The organism is Flavobacterium segetis (genome assembly GCF_900129575.1).
In the GTDB taxonomy this organism is placed as follows: Bacteria; Bacteroidota; Bacteroidia; order Flavobacteriales; family Flavobacteriaceae; genus Flavobacterium; species Flavobacterium segetis.
Genome location: NZ_FQWE01000001.1, coordinates 326,663 through 338,840 on the forward strand (window position 1 = coordinate 326,663; position 12,178 = coordinate 338,840).

Here is a 12,178-nt window from a genome sequence, read left to right on the forward strand (position 1 = left end):
TTAAATTATATAGAAAAACATAAAATCACTTATCGATCAAAACTACAAATTAAATCGTTTTCCTTGCTCAGGATAAATAATCTTCAATCCTAAATCATTTTGTTTTTTTAGTTGCGCTTTTATCTTTGCAATATTATTTACTGGCGGTTTTAGGTGCGTAATAATGATTTTAAAACCTTTTAAAGAATCCTTTCCAGCCAATTCCTCTAATACATGTAATTCTTTCATTAAATGATTTGGCGTCAAATGCCCGTATAAAAACTGATCTAATTGTTCGTTAGGAAAAGAAACCTCTATAAACATCCCTTTTAACTGTTTAGTTTTTATTAAGGGAGCAACTATGGCCCATAAGCTGCGAAGATCATTACTCTTTTCAACAATATCTGGGCCTGTATCGCCTAAATACAAAATATAGTTATCCGCATTTTTAATCAAAAAAGCAGTGCTTTCAAACGGATTACCATGGCTGAGTGGAAATGCCTTTACCGTCATACTTGTATTGTTTATCGCTATTTCTTCGTCAATCGCTAAGGTTTGAAAGTGATACATATTCAAAGGTTTTCCGCGACCTCTATCCCCAAAATTAACCCAGGTCTCATCGTTAAAGTAATGTTTTTGCATCATTTCCATACACTTATTTGTCGCGTAAACTGTCTTTGAAGAATCTGCAGCCGAATTTATAATCATACCCGAAACATGATCTAGATGTGCATGCGAAATCAAATATCCTTTTATAAATTTTCTTAAAACCGTATTAGTTGAAACTTTGAAAACTTTGTTTTCGATTGCTTTTTCGATCCCAGAATGTATCGTTCCCGCATCCAAACTGATATAATCGTTTGTGTTTAACGGAGCCAGCAAGTATGCTGATAGATTTTTTTCATCGATTCCGCCTTTTGTCCCCAGTGGAACTACTTTAAAATAGGCTTCTTGTGTTTTTTGCGAAAATACATTTACCGAAATTAATATGAAACAGAGTAAAAATCGATTGAGAAAAGTCATTTTTTTATAATTTTATTTCTACAAATCTCATCATTTAAGATCGATAAATTACTTTTTCAATGAAAAAAATAAATGCAAAAAAAACCCCTTGAAATATTTCAAAACGCTTTTGTACTCTGCTAAATAAACTTATTTCATTAATTGTTGAAGCGGTTTCAATTGCTCCAAATCGATATTAGACCTTTGCAACACACTTATCATGGCCATAACAGCTGTAGGACTCATATCTTTTCCTAAAATCCGGACTACAGCAAATCCATTTTCTTTCTTATTTGCATATAAAATAAATTCTTCGATATGCTCATCCGTTCCCACGAAACTTACCGAAGCACCTTCCTTTCCAGAACCAAATTTCATTAGTTGCTGATATTTTTTATCTTTTAAGATTAAATTTACTTTGGCTCGCTCTTTTTCAAACTCAGTTTTGTTTTTATCTGTCAATTTGAAAGCTAAAACATTCATTTTTTTAAATGATTTTACAGCCTCAAGTTCCACCACCGATAATTTTTTTTGATCAACATTTATAATTTCTGGTGAAACATCAAGTGCAAGAAAATTTTTATTTTCAGAATTTTCTACAAAATACTTTTGTAAACTTGGCTCCGAGTTACAGCTCGAAAGCATCACAGCGCAAAAAAGCGCAAATCCATACATTGCTTTCATCTTATTTTTTACCTTTAGTTGCTTTTTTTAAATCCTCTCCGCCTGGAATTCTCATTTTGTCAGTAAGCGCGGAAAGTTCATTGAGATCAAAATTTCCAGTTAACGACATTAAAATAGTGTCATCGTTTTTAGCACCTTCAATAAACATTAGCAGTTCTCTAATTTGCGAATCAGTTGATCCAGATTTTACTAATATTTTAATATTTCTTCCGTTTTCATTAACTCGCATCAGTTCCTCTAAACCAGCTGTTTTTATATACTTTTCAGCCGCTAATTTCATTTCTCCTTCTACACGAGTGCTCTTGGTTGTGAACACTTTTAAATTATCTAATTTTTTTAGCAATGCAAGATATTGTTGTGTTTGCTTATCTGTCGCATCACTCTTTACTTTGCTCATCAAGTCAAACATTTTTTTATTGACAATAACAGATGTTACGTCATCTTGACCGTCAAATTTATCAAATACTGCTTGCGCAAATATTGGACTCACTACAAACATAAGTAGCATTGTAAGTACAAACTTTTTTACGGCAATTGCTCTACTTTCCTTTTGCTTTGCTTGAACGTCGTTCACTGAATTTAAATTGATTGATTTCATTTTTTTTTGATTTATTTATTATTGCTTTTTAATTTAATTATGGCTTCCAAATAGAAGTTTTTACAGTTCTTCGTTTTTTGAACTTGTTCTTTTAAATATCTTATCTTTTGTTTTTTGATATTCATCAATCTGTTGCACATTGTTAATGCCCACATTTAAGTTACTTGATAATAACGACAATGCTTTTTGAGTGGCCGCAAGAGCAGCTCTAGGATCTTCAAAAGTACCTAAGTCCTCAGCATTTTTTAAAGACTTACTTTCGAAAAAAAAGTAATTTCCTAAGCCTACTGAAACAATAACTGAAGCTGCAATTGATACTGCATAAATTATAAATTTGGACACTCCTGTTTTACGTTTAGCATTTTTAAATTCAGAAACCTGTTTTGTAAATTGCACCTCTTTGGCTCCAGCCAAAAAAGTAAATATGGGCTGATATTTTACTAAATGAACATCAATATTAGGAGATGAAAAATAGAGCTGTAGTTCCTTCTCTTCAGTAAGCGAAGTATTACCTTCAAAATATGTTTTCAACAAACTTTCTACTCTACTTAATTCCATATTCATTAATTTTTATTATTTTTTCTCGAATTGCTTTTCTAGCTCGGGAAAGCGCGACTCTTATTGTACTTTCACTTATTTCTAAAATTTTAGCAATTTCTTCAAACTCATATTCTTCAATATCACGTAAATGAACTATAATTCGTTGTTGTTCCGGTAACTGATTGATGCATTTCTCAACCCACTGTAAATGATCCAGATCTTCAAGTTTTTTATCAAGCATAGTTTGCGAATCCTTGAAATCCTGAGATTCAATTCTCATGTTTAACGACCTCTTTGCTTTAAGCTGATCTAAGCAATGATTTTTAATCATTGTCATTGCAAGTGCTTCCACACTTTTATACGCTGCTAAACTTTCCTTTTTTGACCACAGTTTCAATAAAATTTCTTGTGTCGCGTCTTCCGCCTCTTCTGTGCTGATTAATAAACGCTTTGCTAAACGAAAGATTCTATCTTTGAATCTTTCGGTAAGTTGAACAAACTCAATTTGGTTCATAAAAAACGTTAATTTAGATGGTCTCTTTAAGCAAGACGATTCATAAGTTTTTTTGTTACAAAACAGAAAAAATAAAAACTAAAGTTACTATTTTTACGTTTATAAATAAATATAGACTTAAATACATGAAAAAAACATATTACCTCGTTCTATTATTATTTGCAACCGCGATTGGTTTTCAAAGTTGTCAAGATAATGATGATGTTGCACCAGCAGCGAATCTAGAAATCCAAGATTTTATTTGGAAAGGTTTAAACCAATACTATTTGTGGCAAGCAGATGTCCCTAATTTAGATGACAAACGGTTTGCTGATCAGGCTGCTTTAAATTCTTTTTTAAGCGGTTATCCTAAACCTGAGGTATTATTTGATGCATTGCGAGTTGATAAATCAAAAGATCGCTTTAGCTGGATTGTAGATGATTATTTAGAGCTCGAAGGACAACTTCAAGGAACTACTAAAAATAATGGTGTTGAGTTTGGTTTGAGTTATAAACCGGGGAGTACAACTGAAATAATAGGTTTCGTGCGCTATATAATTGCCAATTCTGACGCTTCAACTAAAAATATTAAGCGCGGTGATATTTTCAATGCAGTTAATGGAACTGCTCTTAACAAAAGCAATTATCAATCATTACTTTTTGGATCTAATGAAAATTATGATTTGAATATGGCTGATTTTAATGGAACAACAATTGTAAGCAATGGCAAAACCGTGTCTTTGACAAAAACAGTTTTATCTGAGAATCCTATTTTGATAAGTACAGTAATTCCTTCAGGTTCAAAAAGAATTGGATATTTGATGTATAACGGCTTTTATGCTGATTATGACATCCGTTTGAATGATGCATTTGGCGCACTAAAATCAGCAGGTGTAACTGACTTTGTTTTGGACTTAAGATACAATGGTGGTGGATCAGTTCAAACAGCTGCAAGATTAGCAAGCATGATTACAGGTCAATTCACTGGGCAAGTTTTTGCAAAACAGCAATGGAATAAAAAGATCAATGATTATTTCGAAAAAGAAAATCCATCAGCTTTATTTAATTACTTCACCGAAAAAATAGGCTCTACAACAATCAACAGTATAAACATGAGTAAAGTTTATGTTTTAACCGCAAGTGGGACTGCATCAGCAAGTGAATTAGTTATCAACGGCTTAAAACCTCATGTAACGGTAGTGCAAATAGGTGATGTAACAGTTGGGAAAAATGTAGGTTCTGTGACCTTATATGACTCACCCACTTTTGGGTCAGAAAATAGAAATCCAAACCACAAATATGCGATGCAACCGATAGTCTTAAAAATTGTTAATTCAGCGGGTTTTGGAGATTATTTCAACGGTTTACAACCTGATTTCTTACTAAAAGAGACAGTTAGTACACTAGGAACTCTTGGAGATTCATCAGAGCCTTTATTAAGTTTAGCAATTAGTAAAATTACAGGAAGTGCAAGGATGATGAAAGCGACTCCCGCAAACGATCTAAAATTCTTTAAAGATTCTAAATCAATAAACGAGTTTCAAAACGAAATGTATATCGAGAAAGCTCCTGAAGGACTTTTAAAAGCTTTGGATTAAAACGTAACCTTGAGCAAGTCTTAAAAACTAAATTAAGAACACACAATTAAAAAAATAATAGCAGTGCAATTTCTTTAAGTTTTTGAACACTAAAAATCAACATTCCATATTATTTAGGTTGCATCAGCATTACAATACTTTTTAAAAGTATATAAAAAAAGGCGTTTTCAAACTAAGAAAACGCCTTTGCTATTTAGTAAATACTAATTCTTAGTCATTGAAATAAAAACCGTTTGGTCCAACTCCAACAGCCAGTTCCTTTTGAAGTGTTCCTGTCAATGAATAAACATAAGCCTTACCATTTGATGCGAAATCACCACCATCAGCGATATAAATTTTATCATTTTCCACAGCAAAACCATACATAACTCCATATTGAGAAGTTGAAGTGTATTTAAAGATAGGAGTTTCTACAGGTTGAGTAGCCGTTATATCCATATTATACACTCCTGTACCTTTAGTAAAGTAAATTTTAGAGCCATAAATATCTAAATTTCCTGCATCTTTCAGAGCAAGTGGGAATAAAACCTCAGTTACGGATTTGTCAGATAATTTTACTTTTATAATTTTACTTGCACCTCCATAAGGTGAAGCTAAAACATATAAAATACCATTTTTCACTTCCATAGTATTGGCACTTGAACCTACATTAATAGGTGTTTCTAAAGTTTTTGTAACGGTATTTACAACTAAAACTTTTTCACTATCGTAAGGTTCAGAGATATACAATTTATCTCCATCCATAACAATACGATTTGCTGTAGCATTCAAATTTATTTTTGACTCCACTTTATTGGTAACTAAATCAATAACTGCTACAAAATCATCCGTATTTCCGGTTGCAGGATTAGCATAAGAATAGGTATTTGCATTAGTGACATAAGCTTTACCATTTCTTGCCACTCCATATCTTGGGGTGATTAAACCAGTTTCAATTTTGGCGATCAACTTAAATGTATATCTATTGACAACATTAATTACGTTAGATCCTCCCGCGATGATATACGCTTTGTCTCCATCAAAAAAGATGTTTTGCATGTATTTTCCAAATACATCACCTGGATTCTCCGATCCGTAAACATCTTGTTTAAAGGTTACCATGTCATCTCCTAAAAAAGAAACAGACCCTCCTGAGGAATTTCCTTCATTCAAAACAAACACTCCATTATCATAACTTCCCTTAGGACTATTGTCATTATCATCATTAGTACATGACGACAAAAAAGCAATTGATAACGCGACAAATAAAACTCTAGTTAACTTCATTATATTAAAATTTAAAAATTAGATACAGATTGTAATTTCGTCCGGGCATAATTCTATTTTCCAGACTTTCATATTTTTCATTCCAAAGATTAAGCACTTGAACGCCAAATTTAGAATGAGAAATAAAGGGAATATCATAATCGATACCTAAGTTCCCAACCAAGTAAGATGGAACAACAGCGGTAGGATCATTATCTAATTGCGTATAGACAAAACCATTTAAAAGCATTTGGTAATTAGCACTCCATTTTTTATGGGAAAGAGCCACTGCACCGGTTATTTTGTGAAAAGGCACAAAAAACAATTGCTTTCCAGTTGCCTCGTTTTTTGAAATCGTATAAGCATACGTACCATTAACCTCTACAATGCTTTTTCCAATTCCCTTTTTCCAGGAAAGCAAGGTTTCTACTCCATAGGCCTCTACTCTATCCGTATTTTGAGGAGACCAAATACCATTATTACCAGGTATCCAACGCAACAAATCTTTGATTTTGTTGAAATAAGCAGTTTGGGTTAGTTTAACATTTTTGTACCTGAAAACATTAGCTATTTCAGCCTGATAAGAACTTTCCGGTTTTAAATGTGGATTTCCGCCTTCTTCCCAATACAAATCATTGTAGGTGGGAATTCTAAAATTATGAGAGGCATTAATTTTTAATTGATATGCATTTGTAAGCTGTAACGCACTTCCTATAGAAAAGAGGAAAGGAGATTTGTAGTTATTGGTAAACTCTTTACGAATTCCTAATTCATTTTGCCATTTTGACGAAACCTCTTGCTTAATCAAAAGTGCTAAACCAGTAATTTCCCGCTCATGATTGCCAAAACTAGAACCTTCACCCGTTGTGTTGCTATATTCCAAAATTGAATTAAACAAAAGAGCTTTATTGGCTTGAAAACTTATATCTGCTTTAGATGTCAGCATTTTTGTGCCACCGTAACTAAATTGATTTACTTTATTATCTGGGAAATATTGATAATTTTCAGTAATAAATGCCGTTTTGAAATTAGCTATCCACATTCCTAGCACATTATTGTACTCTAACAAGTTACGGCTAAAATCATTTTTATACTTTGTTCTAGATTCTGATGGCGAAAGCAAAGAAATATTTCTATCAGTGTTTGATGACTGACTGTACAACTTCAGTAACTGGTGGTCATCAATTTTAAATCCGACATTGGCATTAAGTGTACTGATTTGATATCCTCCATTTTCATTAAACCTTTGCATGCCTTTCCAATCAAAAGCTCCCGGATAATTATAATCATTATCTGAATAGTTGCGTGAAAAGCCAATTTGAGCCGACCATTTTTTATTAGAAAAATGACTTTTATAACTAATACCCTGCGTATTAAAACTACCATAATCCAATCGCAATTGATTTGAAAAAGAACTATCAAATTTCAAATCATTGTTCAAGTGCACAGTTCCTCCAATGGCGCCACTCCCGTAAATAACACTTCCGCCACCGCCTTTTATAGCAATATTGCTGTAATCCATTCCCGAAAGTGTGTTAAAATCAGTGCTTCCATTCATTTGAGAATTAATGTTAATACCATTCCAGATCACGGCTGTTTGCGATGCAGTTGTCCCCCGGAAAGAAACCGTAGAGAGCATTCCACGTCCATATTCTTTGAAATAAATAGCTGTATTGTAGTTAAGAACATTGGTCAGCAAAGCACTGTTTTTTGACAAAATAGAGTCGTTCAAAAGTTGAATTGTTTGTGAACTGGAAAACTTACGCAACTTAGTATCAGACACAATTACTTCATTTAAACGAGTAATGGTGTCCTCCTTTTGAGCCAAAAGAAATTGGCTTGCGAATAAGCAAAAACAAAAAAAATGTTTAAAATAAGTCATAATGTCCTGAACCTTTTTTCCCGAAAGTTCGATATTTGTTAATAAAAAAAGGCAGGTCTCCTGGCTTGCGTCTTGTTGTTGACCTTCTCATTCGCCACGACGAACAATGGTTTTATAGATAACAACAAGCTTAATAGCTTACAGTTGCGGGTACAGCTCAGGATTTTTGATTTAAGATTTAGGATTTTTGATTTAGGATTTAAACCCTAAAATCTGAAAGCCAAAACTTGAAATCTATCACCTGATTCCCTTTTAATGCGATTTAAAAAAAATTAAACCACAACCTCAATACGGTGACAAAGATAGAATTATAATAAGTTAATAACCTAAATGATTGTAGATTTTATAATTCAATTTTAATTACAGCTCCAAAATCTACTTTATTTTGAAAAGCATCTTTCAAAGGTATATTCAAGATTTTACATAAAAAGCTGCGAATTACTCCAGCATGTGCGATAATGATTATCGGTTTAGTGCCGTTGGTTTCAAGTTCATTTTGCATAAAATCACTTACGCGCAAGTGTAAATCTGTAAATGATTCGCCATTAGGAACGCGAACATTTACAAAATCAGACATCCAAGGATTTAGATCTTCGGGTTCAATTGCATCCCAATTTTTCAGTTCCCAATCTCCAAAATTCATTTCCAGCAGACGGGAATCTTGATGTATCGCATCAATTTGTAAACTATCTTTGACAAACCTAGCCAAAGCTACGCAACGACGTAAAGGACTCGAATACAACTTGGCATCTTGTGGCAATTGTTTTAAAACAGATTGAAAAACAGCATCATAAGGCTCTAATATTTCCAAATCAGATTGCCCATAACAAATACCTTTTTCACAAACCGTTTCTGTGTGACGAACTAAATAAACTTCCATATTGCAATACTTGAGATATAAAAAACAACTTCACAAACTTGTTGAGTCGCACCTAAACAATCACCGGTATATCCGTCAATCCATTTCTGGAAGTAGCGTGCTAAGAAAAATCGAGCGGCAAAAACTGGTACTATTACTAAGAGCAATTGCCATTCAAAACAAGACAATACAAGTAGCGGAAGTAATCCAAAAAATAAGGATCCCACCACTTCTCGCCAAGAGTAACTTTGCGCAATAGGTTTGCTTTTACTGGAAGCATCCTCCCTAGAATATTTATGTGTAAAAACTATCGAAATTGCAGCTAACCTACTAATAGAATGGCCAGAAACAAATAGCAAAAAAAGCAACAAATAGGAATTGCTGACAACATTTATTAGCTGCGTTAGCCCCTGAAATTTGAGTAGTAATAACAAAATTAAACCAATTGCTCCATACGCACCAATAGCACTGTCTTTCATGATGATTAGGATTTTTTCTTTGGTCCAACCGCCGCCAAAACCATCGCAAACATCAGCAAAACCATCTTCGTGAAAAGCGCCGGTAACTAAAACTGAAGCAATCATTGAAAGGATTATTGCAATCTCAGGGGCTAGTACAAAATTAAAAAGATAGAAGACTACAAAAGCAATTCCGCCCACAATCCATCCGATTAAGGGAAAATAACGAGAGGCTTTGTTTAGATACTCTGGGTTGTGATCGATACTTGTAGGACACGAAATCCTAGTGTAAAACATCAAAGCTGTAAAAAATATATGGAGTTCTTTTTTCATTTATATAATTTTTTGGCTGCAGCCAATTGAATCGTATTCGCTGTGATAAAATTAGATTTCTTTAGTATTTACCCCAGCACTTTCAAAACTTGCCATGTCGTTCAAGAATGCCACTGCAGACTGGATTATCGGAAAAGCAATGGCGCAGCCCGTGCCTTCGCCCAAGCGTAAATCGAGTTGTAATACTGAACGAACGTTAAGATAATCAAGTATTTTTTGATGTCCTTGTTCAGCAGAAGAATGACAAAAAATAGCATTTTTAAGAATAAAAGGGTTCTTTTTAACGGCAATTAAAAAAGCGACGCTACCTATAAAACCATCTACAAGAATCAACATGTTTTGTTCTTTTGCTTGAAGCATTCCGCCTACCATTTGCATGATTTCAAACCCTCCGAAGTAGGCTAACTTACTGTCTAAATCAGCTGCACCGTTATAATTATCCACACATCTATTGAGGATATTAATTTTTTGAATGAGTTTTTCGTCATCGATACCAGTGCCTCTGCCTACGCAGTCTTCAACAGGCAATGCTAAAATAATGCTCATTAATATCGAAGCAGTTGCGGTGTTTCCAATTCCCATTTCACCAAAACCAACACAATTACTACCTGTTTCTGCAATGCCAGCAATAATTTTGCTCCCTTTGCTATAACATAATTGCAATTCGCTTAAACTCATTGCAGGACCCTGTAAAAAAGACTGGGTTCCTTTCCCTATTTTGGCCGAAATCAAATCCGCATTCGTAGGAAAATCATAATTCACACCTGCATCTACAATTGAAAGATGGATGGAATGTTGCTTGCAAAATACATTTATTGCTGCACCGCCATCGAGAAAATTAGCAACCATCTGCCTCGTGACATCTTGTGGATAAGCACTTACGCCATGATTTGCAATTCCGTGATCAGCAGCAAAGACAACAATATGTGGTAGCATTATTTTTGGTTCCAATGTTTGAAACACTACACCTATTTGTTTAGCAAGTAATTCTAAAACTCCTAGGGAACCTGTTGGCTTGGTTTTTTGATCGATTTTATGTTGTACTTCTTTTGCAAAAAGAGTATTATTTACTTCATTTTTAACCTTAAAAGTGGTCGTTTCGGCGCTACTTTGATCAAAAATAGTAATTTCTTCAACAACTGGATTTTCTTGTTTTTGTTTCCATTGCAGTTGCTGTAACATGGGCTGTTCATCATAATCAGTTGCTGGCTTTCCTACGCAAAAGTAACCCAATGGCTCTATGTTTTCAGGTAATCCTAACAATTGCTTAAACTGATAATAATTTAAAATGGAAACCCATCCCATTGAATATCCTTGCTCTGTTAAGGAAAGCCAAATATTTTGTGCCGCGCATACGGAACTAAACTTGATCGCCTCAGAACTCCCAACGGTACCAATGGTAAAATTATTCAAAACAGAACGGTCATAACAAATGACTAATCCTAAAGGCGCTTCCTCAATTGCTTCTAGTTTCAGTGCCTTATAATCTCGTTTTTGCTGCTGATTATCTGTCAAGGCAATTGCTTTTTCATCATAATCTAAGAATAAATTCTTTATGGCTTTTTTCAATACCGCTGATTTGATAGTGTAATATTTAGTAGCATCAGTTAAACCAACAGAAGGCGCCCAATGTCCTGCTTGAAGTGCTTTTTTCAGAACTTCATCAGGGACGGCATCTTGCGTAAAATGACGTGTATCTCGCCGAGATTTTAAAATATCATCTAAATTATTCATGCGTTAGCTTTTGATTTTCACTGGAATTCCAGAAACCATTAATACGACTATATTGGCTTTCTGAGCAATGTATTGATTCATCCATCCTTGTAGCTCTGTAAATTGTCTTCCAGCTATGGTATCAGCATGAAGTCCCATTCCTATTTCATTGGTAACAATGATTATTACCGAATTCTCTTGATTGGCGATTGCATCAATTTCAGCTTTGGCTTGTTCTAAGCACAAAGAAATGTCGTTTTTAGTATCAACAAAAAAGTTAGTCAACCAGAGTGTTACACAATCAACAACAGCCACTTTACCCGAAAAATTTATTTCACTTAAATACTTTTCTTTTTCGATGTTAATCCAGCTTTTGTCTCGATCGTTTTGATGGCGGTCAATTCTCGTTTGGAATTCAGCATCCCATTTTCTGGCAGTCGCCACGTACATGGGTTTATGCGATAATTGTTTTGCTAAATTCTCGGCATAACTACTTTTGCCTGAGCGTTCTCCTCCCGTAATTAGATATATCATTGTAATTGTTGCGTTTTATAAGGACAATGTCGGCATCCATTCGTACAGCAATGCCCTCTTTTTAAATGAAACCAAGCCTTGAAAACATAATTTCCATCCTCAATATAATAGTCAATTCCCTCTATTGGTTGTTTGGTTTTAGGTAAATCTCTAGCGCTGCTATTTATTGCGGTTTCAGCAGTAACCGTGGCAACATATTCATTAATTTTAGTCGAGCAAAACATTGTAAAGCAGGAAGAGTAAAGACAGTCTATCACTTC

13 protein-coding genes and 1 riboswitch are annotated in these 12,178 nt (G+C 34.1%); of the genes, 1 reads left to right on the forward strand and 12 read right to left on the reverse strand.

Translation table 11 applies throughout. The annotated features are described in order from the left end of the window. Positions 1-42: 42 nt before the first annotated feature. The 5 genes from BUA99_RS01535 to BUA99_RS01555 all read right to left on the reverse strand — a co-directional run bounded on the left by BUA99_RS01535 (position 43) and on the right by BUA99_RS01555 (position 3,317). Positions 43-1,002: an MBL fold metallo-hydrolase gene (locus tag BUA99_RS01535; RefSeq protein ID WP_072987311.1), complete on the reverse strand. Its 960-nt coding sequence runs from the start codon at positions 1,000-1,002 to the stop codon at positions 43-45. A gap of 129 nt (positions 1,003-1,131) precedes the next feature. Continuing rightward, positions 1,132-1,665, reverse strand: coding sequence for a DUF4252 domain-containing protein (locus BUA99_RS01540; RefSeq protein WP_072987314.1), 534 nt, complete (start codon positions 1,663-1,665; stop codon positions 1,132-1,134). Position 1,666: 1 nt separating this feature from the next. Beyond that, positions 1,667-2,173, reverse strand: coding sequence for a DUF4252 domain-containing protein (locus BUA99_RS01545; RefSeq protein ID WP_072987725.1), 507 nt, complete (start codon positions 2,171-2,173; stop codon positions 1,667-1,669). 150 nt (positions 2,174-2,323) lie between these two features. Then, entirely contained in the window at positions 2,324-2,821 is a 498-nt protein-coding gene (locus tag BUA99_RS01550) for a hypothetical protein (protein WP_072987728.1), read from the reverse strand. Further along, positions 2,808-3,317 (reverse strand): RNA polymerase sigma factor, encoded by a 510-nt coding sequence (locus BUA99_RS01555; protein WP_072987316.1) that lies wholly within the window; start codon positions 3,315-3,317, stop codon positions 2,808-2,810. Before BUA99_RS01555 ends, BUA99_RS01550 begins: the two co-directional genes overlap by 14 nt. Before the next feature lie 125 nt (positions 3,318-3,442). On the opposite strand from BUA99_RS01555, the gene BUA99_RS01560 reads away from it, so the two are divergent. Further along, on the forward strand, positions 3,443-4,894 hold the full coding sequence (locus BUA99_RS01560) for a S41 family peptidase (RefSeq protein WP_072987319.1): 1,452 nt from the start codon (positions 3,443-3,445) through the stop codon (positions 4,892-4,894). Between the two features lie 210 nt (positions 4,895-5,104). On the opposite strand, the gene BUA99_RS01565 is transcribed toward BUA99_RS01560, so the two are convergent. The 7 genes from BUA99_RS01565 to BUA99_RS15195 form a co-directional block, all read right to left on the reverse strand. Then, the gene (locus BUA99_RS01565; RefSeq protein ID WP_072987322.1) at positions 5,105-6,160 is read right to left on the reverse strand and encodes a YncE family protein; all 1,056 of its coding nucleotides are present in this window, start codon (positions 6,158-6,160) and stop codon (positions 5,105-5,107) included. Positions 6,161-6,164: 4 nt separating this feature from the next. Further along, the gene (locus BUA99_RS01570; protein WP_234972868.1) at positions 6,165-7,967 is read right to left on the reverse strand and encodes a TonB-dependent receptor plug domain-containing protein; all 1,803 of its coding nucleotides are present in this window, start codon (positions 7,965-7,967) and stop codon (positions 6,165-6,167) included. A gap of 87 nt (positions 7,968-8,054) precedes the next feature. Then, positions 8,055-8,324: riboswitch (cobalamin riboswitch) on the reverse strand. Positions 8,325-8,364: 40 nt separating this feature from the next. Further along, the gene (gene cobC / locus BUA99_RS01575; protein ID WP_072987325.1) at positions 8,365-8,901 is read right to left on the reverse strand and encodes an alpha-ribazole phosphatase; all 537 of its coding nucleotides are present in this window, start codon (positions 8,899-8,901) and stop codon (positions 8,365-8,367) included. After that, complete coding sequence (locus tag BUA99_RS01580; RefSeq protein WP_072987328.1) at positions 8,886-9,671, reverse strand: adenosylcobinamide-GDP ribazoletransferase; 786 nt, start codon at positions 9,669-9,671, stop codon at positions 8,886-8,888. The genes cobC and BUA99_RS01580 overlap by 16 nt, the downstream gene beginning before the upstream one ends. 51 nt (positions 9,672-9,722) lie before the next feature. Beyond that, positions 9,723-11,405, reverse strand: coding sequence for a nicotinate-nucleotide--dimethylbenzimidazole phosphoribosyltransferase (gene cobT, locus BUA99_RS01585; RefSeq protein ID WP_072987330.1), 1,683 nt, complete (start codon positions 11,403-11,405; stop codon positions 9,723-9,725). Between the two features lie 3 nt (positions 11,406-11,408). Further along, positions 11,409-11,918: a bifunctional adenosylcobinamide kinase/adenosylcobinamide-phosphate guanylyltransferase gene (locus BUA99_RS01590; protein ID WP_072987333.1), complete on the reverse strand. Its 510-nt coding sequence runs from the start codon at positions 11,916-11,918 to the stop codon at positions 11,409-11,411. After that, the gene (locus BUA99_RS15195) at positions 11,915-12,175 is read right to left on the reverse strand and encodes a C1orf53 family protein (RefSeq protein ID WP_234972869.1); all 261 of its coding nucleotides are present in this window, start codon (positions 12,173-12,175) and stop codon (positions 11,915-11,917) included. The genes BUA99_RS01590 and BUA99_RS15195 overlap by 4 nt, the downstream gene beginning before the upstream one ends. Between the last annotated feature and the right edge of the window lie 3 nt (positions 12,176-12,178).